Raw genomic sequence first — 23,860 nt, forward strand, 5'->3', positions numbered from 1 at the left:
GCGCCACGCCCGAAGAACAGGTGACCGCCGATCTCGACTCCCAGACGCGCTCCCGCTGGCTGGCCGCCGCGATGAGCGAGCTGCCGGATCGCGAGCAGATCATCATCCGCAAGCGCCATCTGGCCGAAAACGGCGCCACGCTCGAGGATCTCAGCCATGAGCTGGGCGTCAGCAAGGAGCGCGTCCGTCAGCTCGAGAAGCGCGCGCTGGGCAAGCTTCAGGCAATCATGGTCGATCGCGAAACCGTGGCCTGATCCGCCGTAACGCCGGTTTGGCCCGCGGCGGCCGCCTAGAGTTCCAACTTGTCCAAGTACCGCTTCAGCGCCTGCGCGACCCGCTTGCCGCGATCGCGGAACAGTTCCAGATGTCCGTCGCCCACGGCATAGAGGCGAATGGATCGGGGCAAGACGGTCCGCCAGGGGTTGCGTGGTTCCCTTAGGCGCTTCACTCGGGGGGCACTGCAGATGAACGCCACTTTCCCCGCCCAGGGCGCCGGCTGGTAACGGTTGAGAATGAGCCGCATGCGTTCCGCACGATCGACGGCCCGTTCGACGGCATCGTCGCCGCGGCCGATGATCGTGGGATCGGCATGTTGCTCGGCCGTGCCGGCAATCAACAGCCTGGCCTCGTCGCGGAAGGCCAGCGGACTGCCATAGGCGCCCTCCGGCGCATTCGCCGGACCGCCAACATCGCCCTGCAGCAGGACCGGCGGATCGATCCCGATCACCGCCTCCGGCGGCTCGCCCAACTCGGTCAATTGCTGCGCCATCTCCCAGGCGATCAAGGTGCCGGCGCAGTAGCCCGCCAGAATCGATCGAGATCCGGGTCGCGCCGCACGGATAGCCGCCACATAGTCGGCAGCAATTTCCGCGACCGTCTCGGCCTCGCCGCCGGGACGCGGGCCGGTGCGGCCCTGCAAGCCGAAGAGTGGGCGCCCCTCGCCCAGCTGACCTCGCAGATGACGCGTGAACAGCACCTGGCCGTGCAGTCCGTGAACGAAGAAGATCGGGGTGCGATCGCCGCCAGGCTCGATCGGAATCAGGAGAGGTGATTCCGTTTTCCCGACGACGGCCAGAACCCGGTCGGTCAGTTGGACGATGGTCGGCGCTTCCAGCAGCATCGAGATCGGCAGCTTGACGCCGAAAGCGAGCTCGATCTCCGCCATCAGGGCAGTCGCCGCCAGCGAGTCGCCGCCCTGCTCGAAGAAATCGTCGCGGGCGCCCACCTCGTCCAGATCGAGGATGGCCTTCCATATCTCCTGAAGCCGGCGAGCCACGGCCGCCCTTGGCCTGACCAGGATCCGCTCCGGAATCGGCGATCCCGGCAAGGCGGACAGCGCCGGGACATCCTCCGGCCGGCCGGAATTTGAGCGTGGATCGCGTGCCATGGCTGGGCAAATATAGCGGCGGGCATTCCTGCCAACAACCGGAGCCCCCGGCCTTTCTCATGACCGTCCCGTGAATCTGGCGCAGTTGATCACGCTTCATGGCCGCTACCGGGCCCATCACCCGGCAATCGTCGAGCGGGACCGCAGCTTCACCTTCCGCCAGTTGGACCGTTATGTCGCCGGCCATGCCGTCGCTCTGATGCGTCAGGGTGTGGGCCGCGGCGACGTCGTCGGTGTGTGCCTGCAGGATCATGCCGAGTTCATCGCCAGTCTCTTTGCGATCCTGCGGATCGGCGGGATCTTCCTGCTGATGGATTGGCGCTGGACCGAGGCGGAGCAGCGGCGCACGGCCGAGGTCTTCCAGCCCAAGCTCATCCTGGCCGAACCGGGGCGGCGTGGCGCCAGCCCTTGGCGCGGGAGACCGCTTCGCCGAAGCGTGCGCGCCAGGCAGCCCCATCGGTCACGGGCTCGATGACGCGCTCGCCCTCCCGCGGCACGGTGAGGGACCGGCCACCGGCGGCGGCGGCCAATCCCGCGCAACCGAAGGCGGTCAATTCGTCGAAGGTACGGACGACCAGAGAACGTCCGAGACAGGATGCCAGGAAGCGGACGAAATAATCGCTGCGGACCAGCCCGCCATCCACCGAGACCGGCGCGCCGATCGGCAGCGCGGCGCCCATGGCCTCGATGACCTCGGCTGTGCGGAGCGCGATGCCCTCCAGGAGCGCCTGCAGCATGTCCCGCGCATCGGTTTCGAGCCCCATCCCGATCCACAAACCGGCGGCGCTGCGGTCCCAATGCGGACAGGCGAGCCCCGACAAGGCCGGCACGAAAGCCAGGGAACGCTCGATCGCCGGCGGCCGGTCGAAGCTGTCGAGCGCGGCCAGATCGGGTGCGAGACCCAGGCGCAGCGCCCAATCGACCGCGGAGCCCGCATTATAAACGCCGCCATCGACAGCATAGCTGCGCTTCGGCCCGATCTGCCAGGCGACCGTCGGGAGCAGCCCGCGCTCGGGCAATCGCACGATGCGCTCGCCGGTCACGCCGAGCGCGAAAGCGCCGGTGCCGAAGGTGATCTTGACGTCGCCCGGCGCGCGGCAGCCATGACCATAGAGCGCCGCCTGCTGATCGACCATCGAGGCCGCCACAGGAACCCCATCGATCTCGCCAAAAGATCCGACCGTCGGGCGGATCTCCGGCAGACATTCGCCCGGCACACCGAACAGTTGGCAAAGCTCCGGGTCCCAGTTGCCGGTCTCGAGATTCATCAGCGAGGTCCGGCTCGCCGTGGTGATGTCCGTGGCGCAAGTTCCCGTCAGGCGATTGAGGAAGAAGGCGTCGGTGGTGCCCAACCGCAATCGCCCTGCCTGCGCCAGATCGCGGGCCCCCTCCGCATGGTCGAGCAGCCAGCGCAGCTTGGTCGCGGAGAAATAGGGATCGAGCGGCAGCCCCGCGCGCGTCAGCGTGAGAGTCTCGGCGCCGTCGGATTTGAGGCGCTCCACCTGATCGCTGGTGCGTGCGTCCTGCCAGACGATCACCGGCGAGATCGGGCGTTTTGTTTGTGCATCCCAGGCGAGGCAACTTTCGCCTTGGTTGTCGATGCCGATGACATCGGCCTTGCCCGCCGCGGCAAGGCAGCGGCGGATATTGGCGACCAGTTCCTCGCCGTCATGCTCGACCCGTCCGGCGCCCGGATGATGCTGCTCGTGGCGCTCGCTATGGACCACCCGACAGCTTCCATCCGTCTCCACCGCGAGGGCGCGCGTCGAGGTGGTCCCCTGGTCGATCGCGACGATACGCATGGCGACTGACGCTCCTATGACCGTGTCATTCCGTAACTCCGACCTGCAGGCGGTCCACGCCAGGAGGAATGGAAAGCGTCTGCAGCGGAATCAGAATCCGGCGTTCCGGTCTCGTCTTTATCCGACGTTCCCACAGTCGCTGGCCGCCGGCTTCGATCGTCAGGCGACCGGCCACCGGTCGATCGACGCGCAGCTGCAGCATGGCCGAAGAATCGGTCACGCCCACTTCGAGGGATTGGGGAACGATCAGCTTGATGGCCGGACCGCGCTCGAACGCGATCCGCCGCGGCGAGGACGGCAGCCGGCCCTGCAGGTCGTCGGCGACGAACCCGCCGGCGCGGCGACCCTCGCGATAGCACCAGCCGGCGGTCTCGACCGCACGCAGCAGATTGCCAGCCGCAAAATAGGCCGGATCGGAACAGCGGCCGAACTGATCGATGACAGGCCCGCCGCTGCCGCTGTCCCAGCGCAAGGGGCTCGACCGCACCAGCTCCGCCGCCGGCAGAAACCGGCCGGTGAAAATGACGCCGTCGCAATCGATGGTCTCGGTTCTGCCGCCCGTCTCGACCGTGACGGCCTCGACGCGGCCGTTCCCGCGGATATCGACGAGCCGCGTGTCGAGGCGCAGCGGCAGCCCGAAGACGCGCGCCATCCAGGCGCCGGGCCATCGCGCCGTCGTATGGCCGTTCGCCTCGATCATCGCGACCGGACGCATGCCGGCCTTCCGCGCGGTCAGGATGGCCGAGAAGGAGACCAGCTCCGTGCCGACGATGACCGGGTGCCGGAAGGGCCGCAGGCGCTCGAGATAGACGAAGCTCTGCAAGGCCCCGGTGGTGAGAACGCCCCAGGGACGATCGCCGCCGACAAGCCTTGCGCTGCGCGGCGCTTCGCGCACGCCGGTCGCCAGAATGACACGCTCCGCCGTGAGCTGCCCGAGGCCGGCGGGGCTCGCCAGCTCGATCTTTCCGTCCCTATGGAGCTGGGTCACGCTGCTGCGCGTCCAGATCTCGGCACCGGCCGCGAGCGCGGCTTCCCGCAGGCGCCGCGCATAGGCCGGCCCCGACAGGACACGGCCGAACTCGCGCCAACCGAAGACGGGATGCCCACAATGGCGGGGGATGCCGCCCGCCTCCGCTTCGCGCTCGATCACGATGACACCGTCGATGCCGCTCTGCCGCAACGCCAATGCGGCGCCGAGACCTGCGGGGCCCCCACCCACGATGGCGACACGGCAGACCGACGCACGAGGCTGCAGGTCCGTCATGGCAACGTCTCGCCGAGCTTGTCCGGCATCGCGATGCGACCCTTGGCGATGGCACAGACATGGGCGCTGCAATAGAAGCCCTGGCAGCGCCCCATCATCGCACGCGTTCGTCGCTTGAGGCCGCCGAGATCGCCTGCCGGCAGCGGGCCTGTCAACGCGGCCTCGATCTCGCGCCGCGTCACCAGCTCGCAATGGCAGACGATCTCGCCATAGCCGGGCTGCTGGAAATCGCGGGCCCGATGCTCGGCGATGTTGGGCATGCGCGGCCAGACCGGCGCTGCCGGCGCCGTATGACGATTGCCGAGGCCCTCATAGAGCGACCAGACATGCCGTGCGATGCCGAGCGCGCCCGTCAATCCGGTGGAGCGGATCCCGCCGACGGTGATCCATCGGCGCTCCGCATGGGCACGGATCTGGTAGTCCTTATGCTCGCTCGCCGGCCGCAATCCGGCATAGGCCGCCGTCACGGACATTCCGGCCAGGGCGGGCACCAGGCGCGCCGCATGCTCGACCAGCCGCGCCAGGGTCGGGCCGTCGGTCGAAGGATGCTCGCGATCGGTCTGCTCCTCGGCGGTGGGTCCCACCAGCAGATTGCCGAAGATGGTGCGTGCCAGCACGACACCCTTGGTCCGCTCGGTCGGAACCGGCAGCAGGATGCTGCGCAGATAGGGCGCCGCGGCCTTGTCGAACACCGCGAACTGGCCCTTGCGCGGCCAGATCGAGAAATCCTTTCGTCCCAGCAGCGACTGATCGAGATGATCGCCCCAGAGACCGGCGCAGTTGATCACGAGCCCGACCGTGACGGGTCCATGCGGCGTGCTCAATTTCCATCGGCTGCCGTCGAACTCACCCGCTTCGACGGGCGCCGAGAACAACGCCTGCGCGCCGTTCTCGACCGCCTGGCGCAGATAGGCGAGCGGCGCCGACCAGGGGTCGATCACATGCTCGCCGGGAACCAGAATGGCTTCCCGCGCTGTCTCCGCCAGATGCGGCTCACGCGCGATCAGCTCATCGCGCCCGATGCGCCGGACGTCAGTCACGCCGTTGGCATGGGCCTGGGCCAGAATCCCGTCGAGCTTACCCGCCTCCTCCTCGGTCCAGGCCACCAGCACGGCACCGGTCTCGAGCAGCGGCAGGTTCAACCGGTCGTGGATTTCCAGATATTCGGCATAGCCCGCGCGCACGCAGGCGAGCTCGAGGCTGCCGGGCGTCGCATCGAAGCCGGTATGGAGCAGCGCGCTGTTGGCCTTGCTCGGCCCCGCCAGGATGTCGGTCGAACGCTCGAGCAGGATCGTCCGGGCGCCTTCCAGCGCGAAGCGCCGCGCCATGGCGCAACCGACCACGCCGCCGCCGACGATGGCGACATCGAAGCGTGCATCCAAGCCCGCTCCGCTCATGGCGCGCGCTTCCGGCGTGCAGGCTTGCTGGCCAGGGCCGCGCTTCGCCGCGCCGCCTTGCGACCGCGGCCCGGTTTCGGCGGTGCCTTGGCCTCGATCTCGACGCCCGCTTCCGCCAATAGCCAGGTCTTGAAGCTCCTCGCCTCGGCGCGCATCGGCCGGTCGGACGGCGCCACCAGATAGAACGGGCCTTGCGCGTCGATCTCGGCGTCAAAGAGACGGACCAGCCGGCCCGCCTGGATCATCGGTTTCACCAGCGAGCTATGCCCCAGCGCCACCCCCACCCCCGCGGCGGCGAGCTCGAGGCCGATCGCCGAGGTGTCGGTCTGCAGTACCTGGTCGAAGGTCACGCCGCGCAGGCCCGTCTCGGCAAACCAGTCGGTCCAGCCCTGGCGATTGCCGATAACATGGATCAGGCGCTGACCCAGCAGGTCGCGCGGCTCCTTGAGTGAAGCGGCCAGGGCCGGGACGCAGACCGGGAAGAGACGATCGGTTGTGATCGGCTGGCTCGAGAGCCCCGTCGCATGGTCATGGCCATAGCGGATCTCGAGATCCACACCCTCCCAGACCGTATCCATGCCATGCACCGCCGCGGTAAGGCGGAGTGCGACCGCGGGAAACTGGGCGTGGAACCCGGCCAGGCGCGGCGCCAGCCAATGGGTCGCGAAGGCGACGTTGGTGCGCACCGTGACCAGCCCCTCCTCGCCATGGCCGAAGATCTCGGCGGTCCCGAAGGTCAGATGGTCGAAGCTCTCGCGCACGACCCGGAGATAGGCCTCGCCGGCGTCGGTCAATTGCAGCCCGCGCGGCAGGCGGTGGAACAGGGACTCCCGGAGCTGGCCCTCCAGCAGGCGGATATGCTGGCTGATGCCGGCCTGGGTCATGTTCAGCTCGCGCGCAGCCCCGGTGAAGCTCAGATGCCGGGCGGAGGCTTCGAAGCTGCGGATCCAATTCAGGTTGAGCAAGCGGCGCATGGCTGTTCCAACAGAGCCATAACAAAATTTAGGCCATTGCCACAACACTCGTCATTTGTTGGGTGAGGCGCCCCGGACCTAGCCTGGGGCTCCGGAACAGAAGAAGGGCACTCGCGGGCGCCAGGCCCGCCCGCAACCCCAACCGGCCGGAATATCGTCTACCATCAGGGGATTCACGCCATGATCGAGAGAACCGATCGCAGCCGCCGTCGCTGGACGCGGCTTGCGAAACTGGCCTTGCCCGTCGCCCTTTTTGCCACCGTCGCGGTTTCGGCCCTCGCCGCCACCTCGACCCTCCGCTATTTCACCTGGGCGGGCTATGACGACCCGTCCTTCCGCAAGCCCTATACCGACAAATATGGCTCGGGCCCGCAATTCTCCTTCTATAGCGGCACCGACGAGGGCTTCACCAAGCTGCAGAGCGGCTTCACCGCCGACATCGCCCATCCTTGCATCCATGACGTCAAGAAATGGAAGGAAGCCGGGCTGCTCCAACCGATCGACCCGAGCAAGGTCGCGGCCTGGAACGACCTGATCCCCGAGTTGCGCGACGCCGACGCGCTGGTGCTCGACGGCCAGCATTGGCTGGTGCCCTGGGAATGGGGCGCTTCGTCGGTGCTCTATCGCACCGACAAGGTGCAGATCACCGAGCAGAGCTTCACCATCCTGACCGACCCGAAATACAAGGGTAAGGTCGCGATCCCGGATGCCTTCGACGAGATCTACCAGCTGACCGCCGTGCTCGCCGGCATCAAACATCCCCTCGATCTGCAGGACTCCGACTATCCACTGATCGAGGCGCAGATGAGGGCGTTGCGCAACAATGTCCGCTTCATCTGGCAGGATCCCGCCCAGCTCGAACAGGCCATGGCCTCGGGCGAGATCGAGGTTGCCTGGGGCTGGCCCAACAGCTTCAAGAATCTCCGCAGCCAGGGTGTGCCGATCAACTTCATGCTGGAGCCGAAGGAAGGGCTGGTCACCTGGCTCTGCGGTTTCGCCCATCTGAAGTCGGCGACCGCGCCGGTCGAAGAGGTCTATGATTTCATCAATGCGTTGGAAGATCCTGAGTCCGGCAAGAACCTGGTCGAGAACTGGGGTTATGGCCACGCCAACAGCAAGGCCCTGGCCCTGGTGCCGAAAGCCGACCTGGAGGCGATCGGTCTCGCAGGCGATCCCAGCGACTATCTGAAGAAGGGCAATTTCCTTGGCCCCATGTCCGAGAAGCAGCGCGAAAAGCTGCAGACGATGTGGGACCTTGTGAAGGCCGGCAACTGACGCAGGCCTCGTTCCCGCCCGGCCAGCGCCGAGACCCCAACTCAGCGCTGACCGGCCGGGGCGACATTCCATCATCGATCGATTTTCGGAAAACCACATGCCCCGCACCATCACCGTCGGCGCCGCCCAGCTTGGTCCCATCGCGCGCAACGACAGCCGCAAGCAGGTGGTCGGCCGGCTGCTGGAGCTGATGCGCGAAGCGCACGGCTTCCGCTGCGACCTGATCGCCTATCCCGAGCTGGCCCTCACCACCTTCTTTCCGCGCTGGGCGATCGAGGACGAGCGTGAGCTCGATTCCTTCTATGAGTCGGAGATGCCGGGGCCCGAGACGAAGCCCTTGTTCGAGGAGGCGGCGCGGCGCGGTATCGGTTTCTCGCTGGGCTTCGCCGAGCTCGTCATCGAGAACGGACGCAAGCGGCGCTTCAACAGCTCGATCCTGGTCGACAAGACCGGCCGCATCGTCGGCAAATATCGCAAGGTCCATCTTCCGGGCCATTCCGACGTCATGGACCGGCCGGGCCAGCATCTGGAAAAACGCTTCTTCGAGGTCGGCGATCTGGGCTTCCCGGTCTGGCGCGCCTTCGGCGGCATCCTCGGCATGTGCATCTGCAACGACCGACGCTGGCCCGAGACCTATCGCGTCATGGGGTTGCAGGGCGTCGAGATGGTGCTGCTCGGCTATAACTCGCCGATCGGGCTGGGCGACCCCTTCGAGCTCGACGCGCTCGAACCCTTTCACAATCACCTGGTGATGCAGTCGGGTGCCTATCAGAATGCGACCTGGGTGGTGGGCGTCGCCAAGGCCGGCTTCGAGGAAGGCTTCAACATGATCGGCCAGACCTGCATCATCGCGCCCTCGGGCGAGATCGTCGCGCAATGCGCCACGATGGGAGATGAGCTGGTGGTGCGAAAGTGCGACCTCGATATGGGCGCGCCCTATCGCGCCGATATCTTCAATTTCGCCTATCACCGCCGGATCGAGCATTACAAGCTGATCACCGAGCGCACCGGCGCCATCCCGCCCCCGGAAACGACGTGAACGCCAAGCCGGCCATGGGACAGGACTGGAAGATCGAGGGCTATCGGGGCTCCGAGCAAGGTCGCCTGACCATGGACGGCGTGGATCTGGTGACGCTGGCGCACGAGCGCGGCACGCCGTTCTTCGTCTATTCGGCCCGCCGGATCGCCGAGACCGCGCGGACGATGAAGACGGTCTTCGCCGCCTCCCATCCGCGCAGCACGATCTGCTACGCGGCCAAGGCGCTCTCCACGATCAAGGTATTGCGGCTGCTTCACGCGGAAGGCATCGCGCTCGAAGTCAATTCCGGCGGCGAGTTGTTCCGCGCGAAGCTCGCCGGGATTCCCCCAGACTCGATCGTCTTCAACGGGGTCGCCAAATCCAAGGCCGAGATTTCGGAAGCGCTGAGCCCGCCAATCAAGGCCATCAATGTCGACAGCCTGTTCGAGCTGGAGCGGATCGGCGAGGTCGCCGCGGATCTGGGCTGCCAGGCCCGCGTGACCTTGCGCATCGTGCCCGAAGTCGACAGTCCCACCTCCCCCGGCAATCGCACCGGATCGGAAGGCACCAAGTTCGGCATCCTGCTGCAGGAACTCGACCGCGCCATGGCGTTGCTGCGGGCGCAGCCGAACGCCCTGCGGCTGGTCGGCATCCATGCCCATGTCGGCTCGCAGATCACCGATACCGGGCCCTATGTATCGGCGGCCCATGTGCTGGTCGAGCAGGCGCGCCGGCTGCAGGACGGGCTGGGCCTGCGGCTGGAACATGTCAATCTGGGCGGCGGCTTCCCCCTGCCCTATATGCGCGGCGTCAACCGGACACCGCAGGGCGATATCTTCGCGCCCCGGATCGACAGCGCCGATATCGCACGCGCCGGCCTGGCGCCGTTGCGCAAGGGGCTCGGCGAGCAGATAGAAATCCTGGTCGAGCCTGGCCGGCGCATGGTCGGCGATGCCGCCGTGACGCTGTCGACGGTCGAAACCGTGAAGACACGCGCCGGCCATGACTGGCTCTATCTCGATGCGGGCTACAACACCATCGTCGAGTCTTACACTTATAAGTGGTATTACCACTCGATCACGGCCAACAAGATCGACGAGCCGCTCTCGGAGTTCCGTGTCGTCGGACCGCTCTGCGACAATGGCGATGCCTTCTTCGATGTCGATGGCGAGCAGACCCTGGTGAGGCTCCTCAAGGCCGATCCCAAGCTGGCCCAATCCCGCGAGCTTTTGGAAAGTACGCTGGTACGGTTGCCGCCAACGCGAAAGCTCGCCGGCTCGACCGGTCCCGGCGATATCATCGCCTTCCTCGATACCGGCGCCTATACGCTGGACCAGATCACACCCAACAACGGGCGCCCGCGACCCGAGGTCGGCATGCTCGACCTCGATGGCCGCTACGAGGTCATGCGCCGGCGCGATACCTATACCGACCTCCTCTTCAACGAGGTGATCTGATGCGCCTCGATCTGGCCATCCGTGGCGGCACGGTGGTGACGGCCTCCGAGGAGTTCGTCGCCGATGTCGGTGTCGCCGACGGCCGGATCGTCGCGGTCGCCCGCGACCTGCCGCAAGCGCGCGAAGATGTCGATGCCACGGGCCTTCTGGTGATGCCGGGGGGCGTCGATGCCCACTGCCATGTGGACGAGCCCGAATATATGGGCGCCCGGCTCGCCGACGATTTCGCCTCGGCGACGCGGGCTGCCGCCTGCGGCGGCACCACCACCATCATGCCCTTCGCCAATCAATTGCCGGGCCTGAGCTTGCGCCAGGCGGTCGAGGATTATCACGGGCGTGCCAAGGGCAAGGCGCTGATCGACTATGCCTTCCATCTCATCGTCTCCGATGTCTCGGGACCCCTGATCGGCCAAGAGCTACCGGCCTTGATCGCCGATGGCTATCGCTCCTTCAAGGTCTTCATGACCTATCCCGGCTATATGCTGGACGATCGGCAGATCCTCGAGGTGATGGACGCGTCCCGGCGCGGCGGAGCCGTGACCATGGTCCATGCCGAGAACGGGCATTGCGTCCATTGGCTATCGCAGCGCCTTGAAGCCGAAGGCCATACCGATCTCGGTGCCTTCGCGGAGTCCGCACCACCAGCGGTTGAGCGCGAGGCCACCCACCGCGCGATCGCCCTGGCGCAGATCACCGGCGCCAAGGTCATGATCGTCCATGTGTCCTCGGCAGAGGCGCTGGAGCAGATCCGCTGGGGCCAGGATCGCGGCATTTCGGTCCTGGCCGAGACCTGTCCGCAATATCTCCTCGGGATGGGCCATCACTTGCATGAACCCGGCTGGGAGGCGGCCAAGCATATCTGCTCGCCGCCGCCACGCGGCGAGGATGACGCGGCCCAGCTATGGCGCGGACTTCAGCAGGGCGCCTTCCAGCTCGTCTCGTCCGATCATTGCCCCTATCGCTTCGCCGGCAGCGACGGCAAGCGCAGCCAGGGCGGCGAGCATCCGCATTTCCGCAAAGTGCCGCCAGGTCTTCCCGGCCTCGAGACGCGACTGCCGCTGCTCTATCATGAAGGCGTCACGCGGGGCCGGCTCACGCGCCAGCAATTCGTCGCCCTGACCGCCACCAATCCCGCGCGGATCTATGGGCTCTATCCGCGCAAAGGCAGCCTGATGCCGGGTGCGGATGCCGACATCGCGCTGTGGAAGCATGGCGAGCAGCGGACGCTGCGCCATGCCGATCTGCATGACGAATGCGACTACACGCCCTATGAGGGACGCGAACTGTCCGCCTGGCCGGTCGTCACCTTCTCGCGCGGCGAGAGGGTCTGGGATCGCGGCTGGGTCTCGACCGCGGCCGGGCGGGGCCGCCATATCGACGACCGCTCGCCATCGTGAAACATCCGCGCACGCTGACCGAGGTCGTTCGCCAAGGGCTCTGCACCGGCTGCGGTCTCTGCCAGAGCATGGCCGGGCCCGATCGCATTCGCCTGGAGATGACGCCGGAAGGATTCCTACGGCCTCGGATCCGACAGCCTCTCCCGGCCAGCGAAGAACGCCGCATCCTCTCCGCCTGTCCCGGCAACCGGCAGCGGGCCACGCCGGAAGTCGGCATCTCTATCGATCCGCTCTGGGGACCGATCAAGCGGCTCGCGCGCGGCCAGGCGACCGACGAAGAGATGCGCTTCAAGGCGGCGTCGGGCGGCGTGATCTCCGCTCTCGCCAGCTATCTGCTCGCCAGCGGCGAGGTCGAGGCCGTCCTCCATACAAAGGCCGATCCAACCCAAGCGCTGCGTTCGGTTCCGCAGGTGAGCCGCGGGCTCCAAGGCGTCATGGAGGCGGCCGGTGCGCGCTATGGTCCGGCGGCACCGCTGACCGATCTCGAGGGGATGCTGACGGCCGGCAAGCCCTTCGCCGTCGTCGGCAAGCCTTGCGACATCGCCGCGCTGCGCAATCTGGCGCGCCTCGATCCGCGCGTGGACCGGCTGGTCCGCTATCGCGTCGCTTTCTTCTGCGCCGGTGTCTCGAGCCTGGGCATCTCGCAAGCCATTGTCGGCAAATATGGCCTGAGCGAGGACCAGGTTCGCCTGATGCGCTATCGGGGCCATGGCTGCCCCGGCCCCACCCGGATCGAAGCCAAGAATGGCCGCGTCTTCGAGCAGAGCTATGACGAGACCTGGGGCAACGAGCTGGCGCAGGAGATCCAGTTCCGCTGCAAGATCTGCCCCGATGCCACCGGCGAGCAGGCCGACATCGCCTGCGGCGATGCCTGGATCACCGCCGACGGCTATGCCCATGGCGAGTATGAAAGCTGGAACGCCGTGATCGCGCGCACGGCCGCCGGCGAGGCCCTGCTGGCCCGCATGGAACAGGGCGGCAGGCTCAAACTGCTGCCCAACAGCGTGGCCGAGCTCAATCGCATGCAACCGCATCAGGGCGAGCGAAAGATGGCGATCCTGGCGCGGCTGGGCGGCCTTGCCTTGGCCGGCCAATCCCGACCGCATTACGCGGGGTTGCGAATTTTTCATGCGGCGTGGTTGGGAAGGCGAAGTTTCGCGAAGAACCTGCGAGGGACGTTGCGGCGGCTGCGCCGTGGCGCCAATCGCGAGGCCGAGCCGGCTCGAGGCGCCTGACTAAGCCTTCAGCAGCCTTGACGACAGCCCGCCCCCTACAATCTCCTATCAGGTACCGCCCGTCCTCGCGGGCGAACCGTTCATTGAACCGGTCCCGCGCTCCCCAGCGCCGCTCCGATCCGCTATCCAAAGGGAATTCCCATGCGCTATGTCCGCCTCGGCTCCACGGGCGTCAAAGTCTCTCGCATTTGCCTCGGCTGCATGTCCTACGGCACCACGGAATGGCGCCCGTGGGTGCTGACCGAGGAGGAGGCGCGGCCCTTCATCCGGCGCGCCCTCGAGCAAGGCATCAATTTCTTCGACACGGCCGATGTCTATTCCGGCGGCGTCAGCGAGGAGATCCTCGGCCGCGCCATCCGCGACTTCGCCAAGCGCGACCAGGTGATCATCGCCTCCAAGGTCCATAGCGCGATGGGCGATGGCCCGAACGACAGAGGGCTGTCGCGCAAACATATCCTGACCGCCGTCGAGGCCAGTCTGCGCCGCCTCGGCACCGATCATATCGACCTCTATCAGATCCATCGCTTCGATCCCGAGACGCCCATCGAGGAGATGGCGGAGGCGCTCGACATCCTGGTCCGCAGCGGCAAGGTTCGCTATATCGGCGCCTCTTCCATGTTCGCCTGGCAGTTCATGAAGTCGCTCGCGATCCAGGCCCGCGAGGGCCTGGCCCGTTTCCAGACCATGCAGAACCATTACAACCTCGCCTATCGCGAGGAAGAGCGCGAGATGATGCCGCTCTGCGTCGATCAGGGGATCGGTGTCATTCCCTGGTCGCCCCTCGCCCGCGGGCGCCTCGCCGGCAGCAAGAGCGCCGGCACGCCGCGCTCGACCACGGACGAGTATCAGAACCGGCTCTATGCCAAGCAGGAAGCGCTCGATGCGCCGGTGATCGCGCGTTGCGCCGAAGTCGCGAAGGAGCGCGGCGTGCCGCCGAGCCAGATCGCGCTCGCCTGGCTCCTCGCGAAGCCCGGCATTGTGGCGCCCATCGTCGGCGCCACCAAGACGCATCATCTCGACGATGCGATCGCCGCTTCGGAGCTGACCCTGGAGCCGGAGGAGATCAAACGGCTGGAGGAGCCCTACCAGCCTCATCCGATTGCCGGCCATAGCTATAGCGGGACGACCTAGGCCGCGATCAGGACAGCCGAGAGCTTCAGTGTGACGGACCGGAGTTGTTCAGAGCCCTGAGGAAAGCCGGCATGGCCCCAGACGCAGCGGTTCCGCGCCCGATGAGGGTCTTGAGGCAGCGAGCCGCGAGATCGAACGACCCGTAGCAACCCTGCGCGATGATGGCCAGGAACTTGAGCTGCTCGTCGCTCAATGTCGCGGGATCGCGGAAATCGCGCAGATAGACCATGTCCGCTTCCAGCAGTTGATTGAGACCCCGATAGATGTCGTTGTCGATCGTTATCGGCGCGATCGCCCGCCGATTGATGTCGACGAAAGCGTGCGGGATGAAGCCGAGAGAGCGTAGCGCGAGATCGATATCGCCGATCGTGGGCTGGTTGCGATAGAGCGTGACGAAGGACACCTCGGTATGGACTGCCATGGCCGAGGAGAGCTTATCGCGCCCGCCCTGGAAGACCGCCAGCTCCGAGCCTTGGACGTCGATCTTGAGATAGTCGACCGCGTCGATCTCCGCGATGTCGTCCAGCCGATGGGTGGCGACCGGGCGGGTTTCGACGACCTCGCCCCATTTCGGAAATCCATGAAACAGCGCCATCGATTGGGGATCCGGCTCCAGAAGGCTCGCCATCCCCGGCGATCGGCAGATATGCAATGTGTGGTCGGCGCCGTCCCCGACGGCATAGGGCAGATAGGTCTCGTTGGGGCGTGCGCCCGCGACCAGTTGCGCGAAGGCGTCGGCCTGGGGCTCGAAGCCGCTCAGCCGTGCCACACCCCGATCGAGCAGGGGTTTGTAAGGTGGCGTTCCACCGATGATGGGGTTGGCGCCGATGTCGACGATCGACAGCGGCCTGGAAAGACCGAACGTATCGATCAGGATCTGCATCGCGTCGGCTGGCGGAGCCTCGGACAAACTGGCCGTCATGGCTCAGAGGATAGCGAAGCCCAGACCCGCCGGGAAGCGAGTGCGGGACTACCGCGCCTTGACGGCAGGCGAACCCGCTGACTGGCCGACCAGCGCCAGCAGCGCCGTCCCGGCCAGTTCCATCGCACCGCTATTGTCGATCCTGATGAAATCTTCCGGCGGAGAGGCGACATCCTCTCTATAGCGGAGGCGCTCGGCGATCTCGGGGCCCGACTCCCGCTTCCGGGCGGTCAGCCGGCTGGCGATCAAGGCGGGTTCCGCCGTGATCAGGATCGGCACCAGATCGGGATAAGCCTCCAGCGCTTCGGGGAGATATTCGCGCGATCCGTTGAGAACGACATTGATGCCGCCTCGACGCCAAAGGTCGATCTCGCGGCCGATTGCATAGAAGAACCCATGGCTGCGCCAATGCAGCGCGAACCAGCCGGCCCCGAGCCGGGCACGGAACTCGGCTTCGCTGAGCGCGATATGATTCTCGCCGCCCGCCCTGGCCGGCCGGGTGATATAGCGATGAGCCACGGCGACATGGAGAGGATCTCCGGCCTGGCGGACGAAGGTGAGCAGGCTGTCCTTGCCGACGCCCGAGGCGCCCATCACATAGAAGAGCCGACCGGGAAGCTCGGTCGTCATGCCGGCATTCCCGCCATGACCTCGGGCCGGCTGTATTTTTCGGCGAAAGCCGACGCGTCCAGTTGCCGGAAATCCTGCAGGCTCGCGCGCAATCTCGCCGGGCTCCAATCCCACCAGGCGATGGCCTTGAGCCGGGTCTCGGTCGCCTCGTCGACGCGCCGGCGGATGATGCGCGCGGGGTTGCCCGCAACCACCGTGTAATCGGGCACGTCCTTGGTCACGACGGCGCCGGCGCCGATCGCGGCCCCCGTGCCGACGCTGCGTCCGGGCAGCACGATCGCGTTATGCCCGATCCAGACATCCGGCCCGATCACCACTCTATGCGAACGACGCCAGGCGAAGATCTCGGGATCGTCCGCATCCGCGAGATGATGGGAGCGGCTGCGATAGGTGAAGTGATGGAGCGTGGCGCGTTCCATCGGATGATTGGTCGGGTTGAGCCTCACGCCGGCGGCGAGGTTGCAGAACTTGCCGACATCGGCGTTGAAGATCTCGACATCGCGCACCGCATAGGACCAGTCGCGAAAATCGACCTCGAGCAACTGGTTGCGCGGACCCACCACCGTCCAGGGGCCGAAGCGGCTGGCCTTCACGATGGCGGTCGGATGCAGCAGGGGCGCCTCGGTCATGCTGCGCCCGTCGGCCCAGGGATGCTCCGGCTGTCCCTGCTCAAGCGCGATCATGGCTCAGGCCACGCGCTCGCCCTGCCGCCACACCGCGCGCACCAGCGGCAACCCGCCCCGCTCGGCCACGCGCACCAGATCGGCGCGCAAGCCCGGCGCGATCCGACCGCGGTCGTTCAGCCCCATCGCATCGGCCGGCCTTGTCGCCACCATCCGAATGGCCGCCGGCAGGGAATAGCCCAGCTCCTCGACCAGCCGGAAGGAAGCCGGCAGCAGGCTCGTCGGCACATAATCCGAAGAGAGGATATCGACCAGCCCGTCCCGCGCCAGATCGATGGCCGAGATGTTGCCCGAATGCGAGCCGCCGCGCACGACATTGGGTGCGCCGCTGAGGATGCCGATGCCGTGCTCGCGCAGCGCCAGGGCTGCGACCTGCGTCGTGGGAAACTCGGCCACGACGGCACCCGCCGCCGCCGCCTCTTCCGCATGCTCCACGGTCGCATCGTCGTGGCTGGCCAGCTTCAGGCCGCGCTCGCGCACCAGCTGGATCACCGCCGCCCGATTGGCATCGCCGTGAAGCGCGCGATCGTTCAGGCAGCGCTGGACGAAGCTCGCGAGGTCCGCATCGCTCATCTGGTACTTGCCCTTATAGTAGGACTCGTACTGCGCCAGGGTCGCGAACTGGCGCTGGCCGGGCGTATGGTCCATCAGGGACACCAGCTTCAGGCAAGGATGCTGAGCCAGCCTTTCCAGGTGAGCGGGCAGCTCGCCATGCGAGATCTCGCAGCGCAGATGCAGGAAATGCTCGACCCGCAGCATGTTCTCGCGCTGGCATTCCTCCAGCCCCTCGGCCATCGCCGTCAGGGTCTCGATCCGGTCGCTCTCGCGGTGGATGTCGCCGATCGCAACCGAATCGAACACCGTGGTGATCCCGGCGGTGGCGATCTGCGCGTCATGCGCCACCACGGCCGAGCGCGCCGGCCAATGAACCCGCGGCCGCGGCGCGATATGCTTGTCCAGATTGTCGGTGTGAAGCTCGACCATGCCCGGAATGACATAGTCGCCCTCGCAGTCGATGGCGCTTTCGAGCCGGCTGACGCCTGTCTCGATCTCCGCGATCTTGCCGTCGCGGATGACCAGGGTCCCGTCGAGGATCTCATCGGGCAGGACGATGCAGGCGTTGGTCAGGACGGTGTCGCGGTTCATGCGGCCAACTCTCTGGGCGGAAGGCTGTAAAATCGGGTCGCCAGCGCGGCGCGCGCTTCGGGATCATGGCAGATGGCGACGATGGCGGTCCCGGCAGCGCGAGCTTCGCGCAACAAGGTGACAACAATGCTGCGGTTGGCGGCGTCGAGCGATGCGGTCGGCTCGTCCACCAGCAGGATCGGATGGGCCGCCAGCAGGCCGCGGGCGATATTGACGCGCTGCTGCTCGCCGCCGGAGAAGGTCACGGGCGACAACGACCAGAGCCGCCGCGGCAAGGCCAGGCGCTCCAATAGCGCGCCGGCCCGTTCGCGGGCCTCATGCCCGTCGACCCCGCGCGCCCGCAGCGGCTCGGCCACCACCTCCAAGGTCGGCACCCGCGGGATCACGCGCAGGAACTGGCTGATATAGCCCAGGGTCCGGCGGCGCAGCTCGAGCGCCAGCCGCGGGCTCGCCGTCGCGAGATCGACCTGATCACCGCCATGGCGAACCAGGATGGCGCCTTCATCGGCGCGGTAATTGCCATAGAGCGTGCGCATGAGCGTGCTCTTGCCGGCGCCTGAGGGACCGTCGAGCACGACGCACTCCCCGGCCCCGACCCTCAAATCGATGCCGGAAAGCACGACCAGCTTGACCTCGCCCTGGACATGGAGCGTGAAGCTCTTCGACAGGCCGCGGGTCTCGATCATGGTTTCACGATTGTCCTGGGTCATAGCGGCAACACCGAGGAAACCAGCAACTGGGTATAGGGCTCGTGCGGATCGTCCAGCACCTGGTCGGTCAGGCCGGTTTCGACGATGCGCCCATCCTGCATCACCATCAAGCGATGGGCCAGGAGCCGGGCCACGCCCAGATCATGGGTCACCAGGATCACGGCCAAACCGAGATCGGCAACGAGCTGACGGATGAGATCGAGCAGCCGCGCCTGCACCGAGACGTCGAGGCCGCCGGTCGGCTCGTCCATCAAAACCAGGCGTGGCTTGGTCACCAGGTTGCGGGCGATCTGCAGGCGCTGCTGCATGCCGCCGGAGAAGCGCCGGGGATTCTCGTCGATCCGCGTGGGATCGATCTCGACCCGTCCGAGCCACTCCGCGGCCATCGAGCGGATCGTGCCGTAATGGCGCATGCCGGCGCGCATCAGCGGCTCGCCGATATTGCCGCCGGCGCTGATGTCGAGCCGAAGCCCGTCGCGCGGATTCTGGTGCACGAAGCCCATATCGTCGCCGAGGCGCCGGCGCCGCTCGGCCTCGGAGAGCGCCGCGAGGTCGACCTTGGCACCGTCACGCGTCTCGAACCAGACACGGCCGTCGCTGGGCGTCACATGCCCGGCGATGCAGCCCAGCAAGGTGGTCTTGCCGGAACCGGATTCCCCGACCACGCCCAACACCTCGCCCGGCCAGAGCGAGAAGCCGATGTCGCGGCAGGCCACGCGCGTGCCGAATCGCTTGCCCAGGCCTTCGACCGTCAGCAACGGCCTGTCGGTGATTGGCGTCATCACTCGGCTGCCTGCGGCTGAAGCCGGCTGTTGCAATAGTCGGTGTCGGAACAGATGAAGCGCCGGCCGCCGCGATCGTCGACCACGATCTCGTCGAGATAGCTGTCATCGGCCCCGCAGCGCGCGCAGCGGCAGGGCCAGCGCTCCACGGCGAAGGGATGATCGGCGAAGTCGAGGCTCTTGACCGAGGTGAAGGGCGGCACGGCATAGATCCGCTTCTCGCGGCCGGCGCCGAAGAGCTGCAGGGCCGGCGACCGGTCGAGCTTGGGATTGTCGAGCCGCGGGATCGGCGACGGCGACATCAGATAGCGGCCATTGACCTGAACCGGATAATCGTAAGCCGTGGTCACCCGGCCGAAGCGGGCGATGTCCTCATAGAGCTTGAGATGCATCGCGCCGTAATCCGCCAGCGCATGCATGCGCCGGGTCTGAGTCTCGCGCGGCTCGAGCCAGCGCAAGGGCTCCGGAATCGGCACCTGGAACACCATGATCTGGCCATGCTGCAACGCCGTCTCCGGGATGCGATGGCGAGTCTGGATGATGCTGGCCTCGGCCGTGCGCGTCGTGGTGGCAACACCGGCGGTGCGGGCGAAAAATTTGCGGATGCTGACGGCGTTGGTGGTGTCGTCGGCGCCCTGGTCGATCACCTTCAGCCGGTCCTGGCGGCCGATGATCGAGGCCGTGACCTGGATGCCGCCGGTGCCCCAGCCATAGGGCAAGGGCATCTCGCGGCCGGCAAAGGGCACCTGATAGCCCGGGATCGCCACGGCCTTGAGCAAAGCGCGGCGGATCATCCGCTTGGTCTGCTCGTCGAGATAGGCGAAGTTGTAACCGGTCTCGCTCATTCCGCCGCCTCCTGGCGCGCCTCTTCGGCGCGCATCCGGCGCACGATGTCGAGCTCGGCCTGGAAATCGACATAATGCGGCAGCTTCAGATGCTGCACGAAGCCCGAGGCCTCGACATTGTCGGCATGGCTCAGCACGAACTCCTCATCCTGGGCCGGTGCCGTCACCGTCTCCTCGAACTCGGCCGCCCGCAGGCTGCGATCGACCAGGGCCATCGCCATCGCCTTGCGCTCGCAGCGCCCGAACACCAGCCCATAGCCGCGCGTGAACTGTGGCGGTTGCGTGGCCGAACCCTTGAACTGGTTGACCAACTGGCATTCGGTCACCTCGATCTCGCCGATCGCGACCGCGAAGCCCAACTCTTCGGGCACGATCTCGACCGTCACGCGGCCGCTGCGAATCTCGCCGGCGAAGGGATGGTTCCGGCCATAGCCGCGCTGGGTCGAATAGGCGAGGCTCAGGAGGAAGCCTTCATCGCCGCGGGCCAGCGCCTGCAGCCGCACGTCGCGCGTCGCCGGATATTGCGGCGGATCGCGGGTGATATCGCCAATGGGAAGATCGGGCTTCGGGCGCTCCGGCTCCAGCAGGCCTTCCTGCTCGAGCCAGCTCATGACCGGCGGGACCGCTGCGAGCGCAATTGGCGCCGACAGCGCTGGCTCCGGTTCAGAGGCGGCGTTGCCGGCCAACTCGAAATCCAGCAGCCGGTGGGTGTAATCGAAGGTGGGTCCGAGGAACTGGCCGCCTGGCACGTCCTTGAAGATCGCCGAGATGCGGCGGTCGGCGGCCATGCTCGCGGTCTCGATCGGCTCGCTGACGGCAAAGCGCGGCAAGGTCGTGCGATAGGCCCGCAGCAGGAAGATCGCTTCGACCATATCCCCCGCGGCCTGCTTGATGGCAAGGGCCGCCAGCCGCCGGTCATAGAGCGCGCCTTCGGCCATGACGCGATCGACCGCCAGGCGAAGTTGTCCCTCGATCTGATCCACTGTCAGCACCGGGATCGCGGGATCGCCGCGGCGATCCTGTTCCAGCAGCCGATGCGCGGCCTCGATGGCGGCTTCGCCGCCCTTGACGGCTACATACATGAGACCTCCAAGGCGGTGCTGCGCGGCAGACCGACGATCTTGTTGCCGCAGGTGATCAGGACATCGATGCCGCAGGGAAACTGCGCGTGATTGGCGGCCCAATCGGCGACGAAGTCGCGCGGCAGCCCCTCGATCGCGAGATAGCGTTTCGTGGGAATGCCAGGGCCTGAGAACCCCATCTGCCCGCCTGAGGCAAGCCGGCTCGCCTCGAGGATCAGGGTTGCGGAGCGGTCGGGATAATCGACGCTGCCCGGATCGAACGACATCATTCCGGGCCCGAGAGCCGGATCGGCGACGAGTGCGAAACGGGCCGCCATCGGCGCCTCGGCCAACGGCGCGCCGGTATGAAAACCCAGGAAGGCCGCAACCGCCGAAGCCTTTCGATCGAGCCAGATCGGCGTGTCGCCGTCGGCGAGCGCCAGCATGAGGCCCAGCGCGGCCGGCCCGACCCCGGCGCCGAGTTGACGACAAGCCGCCTCGAGCGACAGCGGGAATTCCAATATGCGGCCCGGCTCGCTGAGCGCGGTCAAGGCACAGCGGAAGATGCGCTGCGCATCGTGAACGGGATCGGGCAGTCCCGGCGCCAGCATGCCCTTGCGCGATGCCGTCCCCGAAACGACGCGAGCTTGCAGATCAGTCATCGCCGCGCACCATGGTCGTGAAATCCACCCGGGTCGCCGCGACATCGGCCGCCCGGCGCCCCCGCTTCCGGTCGCCGGCTTGCTCCAGGGCCGTCAGCAGTCCCGCCAATGGCCCGCTGCGAATGGTCTCGTCCTGCAGCAGCGCATCAAAGAGCGCCGCCAGCTCGGCGTGACGCGGCGCGCGGCCGGCGACATAGCCGAAGCCGACCCCGGCAAGCGGGGCGTCGAGCATGACCGCCGCCCGCGTGACGGTCATCTCGCCCAGATTGAAAGGCTGGCCCGTGCCGCCGGCGCGACCCCGCAGCATGACCAGACCGGTCTCGACCGGACGCAGCCAATGATGGGATGGCGCGGAGTCCAACTCACCCCACGCCGCCTCCAATTCAGCCGGATCGGCCTGGCTCAGCAGGGCCATCCATCGGGCGCGATCGGTTTGCGAGGAATCGAGCGTTGCCATGGCCGTCATATTCATCTAGACGTCTATACTTGTCAACCAATCTTGCGGCCTGCCCGTGAATCAGGCTGTGTGTCGGCGAGGGCCATTCGAATGGAGTCGGAAGTGGCGATGAAGGACCCGATCGCGCGCGGCCGGGGGGTGACGGTCTGGCGGCAGATCGCCGAAACCCTGAGCGCGGATCTGAAAGCCGGGCGTATCAAGCCGGGCGACCGGCTGCCGACCGAGCTCGAATTGGCCGAGCGCTTCACGGTCAATCGCCACACGGTGCGCCGCGCGGTCGCGACCCTGGCCGAGCAGGGCATCCTGCGCATCGAGCAGGGCCGCGGCACCTTCGTGAACGACAAGACCATCGACTATGTGCTGGGCCGGCGCACCCGCTTCAGCAGCAATCTCCTGGCCCAGGGCCGCGAACCGGGCCATCGCCTGATCTCCGCGGAGAAGGCCACGGTCTCCGGCAGCATCGCCGCCGACCTCAAGCTGCGCGACGGGGCGGCCGTGATGCGGATCGAGACCTTGAGCATCGCCGACGGCGCCCCCATGGGCTATGGCGTGCATGAATTCCCCCTGCCCCGCTTCGCCGGCATCGAGGAGGCCTATCGGCGGCTGGGGTCGCTGACCGCGGCGCTCGAAGAGCTGGGTGTGGGCGACTACACCCGCAAGGTGACACGGATCCTGGCGCGGCTGCCGAGCGCGCGCGAGGCCGAGTTCCTGGAGCAGACGGTGAGCCGCCCGATCCTTCAGGCCGAGGCCGTCAATGTCGATGCCAAAGGCAAGCCCACCCATCACAGCCTCGCGGTCTTTGCCGGCGATCGCGTCCAGATGATCGTGCGGCCGGAAGATCTGCTCGCCGGCGTCTGAAGCCGCGGCAAAGCCGCGCTTCAGATGAAGGCCTTGCGCAGCCATTGCGACATCAGGTCGATCGACATCACCGTGATGACGATGATGATCATCACCGCGCAGGTCTGTCCGAACTGGAATCCGCGGATGATCTCCCAGATCACCTGGCCGATCCCGCCAGCGCCCACCAGCCCCACGACCGAGGCCGAGCGCACGTTCGATTCGAAACGGTAGAGCGAATAGGAGACCCAGAGCGGCATGACCTGCGGGATCACGCCGAAGACGATCTCCTCGAGCTTATGGGCGCCGGTCGAGCGGATGCCCTCCACGGGCCGCGGGTCGATGGCCTCGACGGCTTCCGCGAACAGCTTCGCCAGGATGCCGGTGGTATGGACCCAGAGCGCCAGCACGCCGGCAAAGGGCCCGAGGCCCACCGACGTCACGAACAGCATGGCGAAGACCATCTCGTTGATGGAACGGCAGATGTCCATCAGGCGGCGCGCCGGCTGGTGGATCCACCAGGGCGCGATATTGCCGGCACAGGCGAGGCCCAAGGGGATCGCGCAGACGATCGCCATCACCGTCCCCCAGAGCGCGATCTGGACGGTGATCACCATTTCCTCGACGTAGAAGCGCCACTCGCGGAAATCCGGCGGGAAGAAGTCGGCGAGGAAGGTCGCCATGTTCGCCCGGTCATGGATCAGATCGAGCGGGCGCATATCGGCCCCCTGCCAGGAACCGGCGAGAGCGGCCAGGATGACGCCATAGGCGATGAGGCGCATATAGGA

At 66.8% G+C, this 23,860-nt stretch carries 25 protein-coding genes; 9 read left to right on the forward strand and 16 right to left on the reverse strand.

The genetic code is table 11. The annotated features are described in order from the left end of the window. On the forward strand, positions 1–254 hold a 254-nt coding region (locus tag ACREE8_RS04260), incomplete at its 5' end, for a sigma-70 family RNA polymerase sigma factor (RefSeq protein WP_431571734.1). A gap of 35 nt (positions 255–289) precedes the next feature. On the opposite strand, the gene ACREE8_RS04265 is transcribed toward ACREE8_RS04260, so the two are convergent. Further along, positions 290–1,276, reverse strand: a complete 987-nt coding sequence (locus ACREE8_RS04265) for a phosphopantetheine-binding protein (RefSeq protein ID WP_431571735.1) — start codon at positions 1,274–1,276, stop codon at positions 290–292. A 181-nt stretch (positions 1,277–1,457) separates the two neighbouring features. On the opposite strand from ACREE8_RS04265, the gene ACREE8_RS04270 reads away from it, so the two are divergent. Next, complete coding sequence (locus tag ACREE8_RS04270) at positions 1,458–1,862, forward strand: AMP-binding protein (protein WP_431571736.1); 405 nt, start codon at positions 1,458–1,460, stop codon at positions 1,860–1,862. On the opposite strand, the gene ACREE8_RS04275 is transcribed toward ACREE8_RS04270, so the two are convergent. Genes ACREE8_RS04275 through ACREE8_RS04290 form a run of 4 tightly spaced genes read right to left on the reverse strand, consistent with a single transcriptional unit; the run spans position 1,759 to position 6,824 of the window. Continuing rightward, positions 1,759–3,189 carry an FGGY family carbohydrate kinase gene (locus ACREE8_RS04275; protein ID WP_431571737.1) on the reverse strand — a complete coding sequence of 477 codons (1,431 nt, stop codon included), beginning with the start codon at positions 3,187–3,189 and terminating at the stop codon, positions 1,759–1,761. The genes ACREE8_RS04270 and ACREE8_RS04275 overlap by 104 nt on opposite strands. Before the next feature lie 25 nt (positions 3,190–3,214). Then, complete coding sequence (locus ACREE8_RS04280; protein ID WP_431571738.1) at positions 3,215–4,453, reverse strand: NAD(P)/FAD-dependent oxidoreductase; 1,239 nt, start codon at positions 4,451–4,453, stop codon at positions 3,215–3,217. Then, the gene (locus ACREE8_RS04285; protein WP_431571739.1) at positions 4,450–5,850 is read right to left on the reverse strand and encodes an NAD(P)/FAD-dependent oxidoreductase; all 1,401 of its coding nucleotides are present in this window, start codon (positions 5,848–5,850) and stop codon (positions 4,450–4,452) included. The genes ACREE8_RS04280 and ACREE8_RS04285 overlap by 4 nt, the downstream gene beginning before the upstream one ends. Next, the gene (locus tag ACREE8_RS04290) at positions 5,847–6,824 is read right to left on the reverse strand and encodes a LysR substrate-binding domain-containing protein (protein ID WP_431571740.1); all 978 of its coding nucleotides are present in this window, start codon (positions 6,822–6,824) and stop codon (positions 5,847–5,849) included. Before ACREE8_RS04290 ends, ACREE8_RS04285 begins: the two co-directional genes overlap by 4 nt. 180 nt (positions 6,825–7,004) lie before the next feature. Between ACREE8_RS04290 and ACREE8_RS04295 the strand changes: the two genes are divergently transcribed. The 6 genes from ACREE8_RS04295 to ACREE8_RS04320 all read left to right on the forward strand — a co-directional run bounded on the left by ACREE8_RS04295 (position 7,005) and on the right by ACREE8_RS04320 (position 14,337). After that, a complete protein-coding gene (locus ACREE8_RS04295) occupies positions 7,005–8,099 on the forward strand; it encodes an ABC transporter substrate-binding protein (protein ID WP_431571741.1) in 1,095 nt (364 codons plus the stop codon). A 97-nt stretch (positions 8,100–8,196) separates the two neighbouring features. Then, positions 8,197–9,138, forward strand: a complete 942-nt coding sequence (locus ACREE8_RS04300) for an N-carbamoyl-D-amino-acid hydrolase (RefSeq protein WP_431571742.1) — start codon at positions 8,197–8,199, stop codon at positions 9,136–9,138. Continuing rightward, positions 9,135–10,574, forward strand: coding sequence for a diaminopimelate decarboxylase (gene lysA, locus ACREE8_RS04305; RefSeq protein WP_431571743.1), 1,440 nt, complete (start codon positions 9,135–9,137; stop codon positions 10,572–10,574). Before ACREE8_RS04300 ends, lysA begins: the two co-directional genes overlap by 4 nt. Then, positions 10,574–11,971 carry a dihydropyrimidinase gene (gene hydA, locus ACREE8_RS04310; protein WP_431571744.1) on the forward strand — a complete coding sequence of 466 codons (1,398 nt, stop codon included), beginning with the start codon at positions 10,574–10,576 and terminating at the stop codon, positions 11,969–11,971. The genes lysA and hydA overlap by 1 nt, the downstream gene beginning before the upstream one ends. Further along, positions 11,968–13,206, forward strand: a complete 1,239-nt coding sequence (locus tag ACREE8_RS04315; protein ID WP_431571745.1) for a Coenzyme F420 hydrogenase/dehydrogenase, beta subunit C-terminal domain — start codon at positions 11,968–11,970, stop codon at positions 13,204–13,206. Before hydA ends, ACREE8_RS04315 begins: the two co-directional genes overlap by 4 nt. A 141-nt stretch (positions 13,207–13,347) precedes the next feature. After that, on the forward strand, positions 13,348–14,337 hold the full coding sequence (locus ACREE8_RS04320) for an aldo/keto reductase (protein ID WP_431571746.1): 990 nt from the start codon (positions 13,348–13,350) through the stop codon (positions 14,335–14,337). 25 nt (positions 14,338–14,362) lie between these two features. Here ACREE8_RS04320 and ACREE8_RS04325 read toward each other — a convergent pair whose 3' ends face one another. From ACREE8_RS04325 to phnG, 10 genes are read right to left on the reverse strand one after another with little or no spacing between them, the layout of a single operon-like run. Beyond that, positions 14,363–15,259 carry an FkbM family methyltransferase gene (locus tag ACREE8_RS04325; RefSeq protein ID WP_431571747.1) on the reverse strand — a complete coding sequence of 299 codons (897 nt, stop codon included), beginning with the start codon at positions 15,257–15,259 and terminating at the stop codon, positions 14,363–14,365. A gap of 48 nt (positions 15,260–15,307) precedes the next feature. Continuing rightward, positions 15,308–15,889 (reverse strand): phosphonate metabolism protein/1,5-bisphosphokinase (PRPP-forming) PhnN, encoded by a 582-nt coding sequence (phnN, locus tag ACREE8_RS04330; RefSeq protein ID WP_431571748.1) that lies wholly within the window; start codon positions 15,887–15,889, stop codon positions 15,308–15,310. Continuing rightward, on the reverse strand, positions 15,886–16,572 hold the full coding sequence (locus ACREE8_RS04335) for a chloramphenicol acetyltransferase (protein WP_431571749.1): 687 nt from the start codon (positions 16,570–16,572) through the stop codon (positions 15,886–15,888). Before ACREE8_RS04335 ends, phnN begins: the two co-directional genes overlap by 4 nt. Before the next feature lie 3 nt (positions 16,573–16,575). Beyond that, entirely contained in the window at positions 16,576–17,718 is a 1,143-nt protein-coding gene (locus ACREE8_RS04340; protein WP_431571750.1) for an alpha-D-ribose 1-methylphosphonate 5-triphosphate diphosphatase, read from the reverse strand. Beyond that, on the reverse strand, positions 17,715–18,404 hold the full coding sequence (phnL, locus tag ACREE8_RS04345) for a phosphonate C-P lyase system protein PhnL (protein ID WP_431571751.1): 690 nt from the start codon (positions 18,402–18,404) through the stop codon (positions 17,715–17,717). The genes ACREE8_RS04340 and phnL overlap by 4 nt, the downstream gene beginning before the upstream one ends. A gap of 20 nt (positions 18,405–18,424) precedes the next feature. Next, entirely contained in the window at positions 18,425–19,210 is a 786-nt protein-coding gene (phnK, locus tag ACREE8_RS04350) for a phosphonate C-P lyase system protein PhnK (RefSeq protein ID WP_431571752.1), read from the reverse strand. Next, positions 19,210–20,055 (reverse strand): alpha-D-ribose 1-methylphosphonate 5-phosphate C-P-lyase PhnJ, encoded by an 846-nt coding sequence (locus ACREE8_RS04355; protein ID WP_431571753.1) that lies wholly within the window; start codon positions 20,053–20,055, stop codon positions 19,210–19,212. The genes phnK and ACREE8_RS04355 overlap by 1 nt, the downstream gene beginning before the upstream one ends. Further along, positions 20,052–21,137 carry a carbon-phosphorus lyase complex subunit PhnI gene (locus tag ACREE8_RS04360; RefSeq protein ID WP_431571754.1) on the reverse strand — a complete coding sequence of 362 codons (1,086 nt, stop codon included), beginning with the start codon at positions 21,135–21,137 and terminating at the stop codon, positions 20,052–20,054. Before ACREE8_RS04360 ends, ACREE8_RS04355 begins: the two co-directional genes overlap by 4 nt. Further along, positions 21,128–21,778 carry a phosphonate C-P lyase system protein PhnH gene (gene phnH, locus ACREE8_RS04365; protein ID WP_431571755.1) on the reverse strand — a complete coding sequence of 217 codons (651 nt, stop codon included), beginning with the start codon at positions 21,776–21,778 and terminating at the stop codon, positions 21,128–21,130. Before phnH ends, ACREE8_RS04360 begins: the two co-directional genes overlap by 10 nt. Beyond that, the gene (phnG, locus tag ACREE8_RS04370; RefSeq protein WP_431571756.1) at positions 21,771–22,250 is read right to left on the reverse strand and encodes a phosphonate C-P lyase system protein PhnG; all 480 of its coding nucleotides are present in this window, start codon (positions 22,248–22,250) and stop codon (positions 21,771–21,773) included. The genes phnH and phnG overlap by 8 nt, the downstream gene beginning before the upstream one ends. 93 nt (positions 22,251–22,343) lie before the next feature. Between phnG and phnF the strand changes: the two genes are divergently transcribed. Then, positions 22,344–23,093, forward strand: a complete 750-nt coding sequence (gene phnF / locus ACREE8_RS04375) for a phosphonate metabolism transcriptional regulator PhnF (protein ID WP_431571758.1) — start codon at positions 22,344–22,346, stop codon at positions 23,091–23,093. A gap of 20 nt (positions 23,094–23,113) precedes the next feature. On the opposite strand, the gene phnE is transcribed toward phnF, so the two are convergent. Continuing rightward, positions 23,114–23,860 (reverse strand): phosphonate ABC transporter, permease protein PhnE (gene phnE / locus ACREE8_RS04380; RefSeq protein ID WP_431571757.1); only part of this gene is annotated, 747 nt, incomplete at its 5' end.

Source organism: Hypericibacter sp., from assembly GCF_050729195.1.
GTDB lineage: Bacteria > Pseudomonadota > Alphaproteobacteria > Dongiales > Dongiaceae > Hypericibacter.

Excerpts from the sequence above, each read along its gene's own strand:
- ACREE8_RS04275 (WP_431571737.1), bottom strand. The coding sequence starts at position 3,189 with ATGCGTATCGTCGCGATCGACCAGGGGACCACCTCGACGCGCGCCCTC.
- ACREE8_RS04280 (WP_431571738.1), bottom strand. The coding sequence starts at position 4,453 with ATGACGGACCTGCAGCCTCGTGCGTCGGTCTGCCGTGTCGCCATCGTG.
- ACREE8_RS04285 (WP_431571739.1), bottom strand. The coding sequence starts at position 5,850 with ATGAGCGGAGCGGGCTTGGATGCACGCTTCGATGTCGCCATCGTCGGC.
- ACREE8_RS04290 (WP_431571740.1), bottom strand. The coding sequence starts at position 6,824 with ATGCGCCGCTTGCTCAACCTGAATTGGATCCGCAGCTTCGAAGCCTCC.
- ACREE8_RS04295 (WP_431571741.1), top strand. The coding sequence starts at position 7,005 with ATGATCGAGAGAACCGATCGCAGCCGCCGTCGCTGGACGCGGCTTGCG.
- ACREE8_RS04300 (WP_431571742.1), top strand. The coding sequence starts at position 8,197 with ATGCCCCGCACCATCACCGTCGGCGCCGCCCAGCTTGGTCCCATCGCG.
- hydA (WP_431571744.1), top strand. The coding sequence starts at position 10,574 with ATGCGCCTCGATCTGGCCATCCGTGGCGGCACGGTGGTGACGGCCTCC.
- ACREE8_RS04320 (WP_431571746.1), top strand. The coding sequence starts at position 13,348 with ATGCGCTATGTCCGCCTCGGCTCCACGGGCGTCAAAGTCTCTCGCATT.
- ACREE8_RS04325 (WP_431571747.1), bottom strand. The coding sequence starts at position 15,259 with ATGACGGCCAGTTTGTCCGAGGCTCCGCCAGCCGACGCGATGCAGATC.
- phnN (WP_431571748.1), bottom strand. The coding sequence starts at position 15,889 with ATGACGACCGAGCTTCCCGGTCGGCTCTTCTATGTGATGGGCGCCTCG.
- ACREE8_RS04335 (WP_431571749.1), bottom strand. The coding sequence starts at position 16,572 with ATGATCGCGCTTGAGCAGGGACAGCCGGAGCATCCCTGGGCCGACGGG.
- ACREE8_RS04340 (WP_431571750.1), bottom strand. The coding sequence starts at position 17,718 with ATGAACCGCGACACCGTCCTGACCAACGCCTGCATCGTCCTGCCCGAT.
- phnL (WP_431571751.1), bottom strand. The coding sequence starts at position 18,404 with ATGATCGAGACCCGCGGCCTGTCGAAGAGCTTCACGCTCCATGTCCAG.
- phnK (WP_431571752.1), bottom strand. The coding sequence starts at position 19,210 with ATGACGCCAATCACCGACAGGCCGTTGCTGACGGTCGAAGGCCTGGGC.
- ACREE8_RS04355 (WP_431571753.1), bottom strand. The coding sequence starts at position 20,055 with ATGAGCGAGACCGGTTACAACTTCGCCTATCTCGACGAGCAGACCAAG.
- ACREE8_RS04360 (WP_431571754.1), bottom strand. The coding sequence starts at position 21,137 with ATGTATGTAGCCGTCAAGGGCGGCGAAGCCGCCATCGAGGCCGCGCAT.
- phnH (WP_431571755.1), bottom strand. The coding sequence starts at position 21,778 with ATGACTGATCTGCAAGCTCGCGTCGTTTCGGGGACGGCATCGCGCAAG.
- phnG (WP_431571756.1), bottom strand. The coding sequence starts at position 22,250 with ATGAATATGACGGCCATGGCAACGCTCGATTCCTCGCAAACCGATCGC.
- phnF (WP_431571758.1), top strand. The coding sequence starts at position 22,344 with ATGAAGGACCCGATCGCGCGCGGCCGGGGGGTGACGGTCTGGCGGCAG.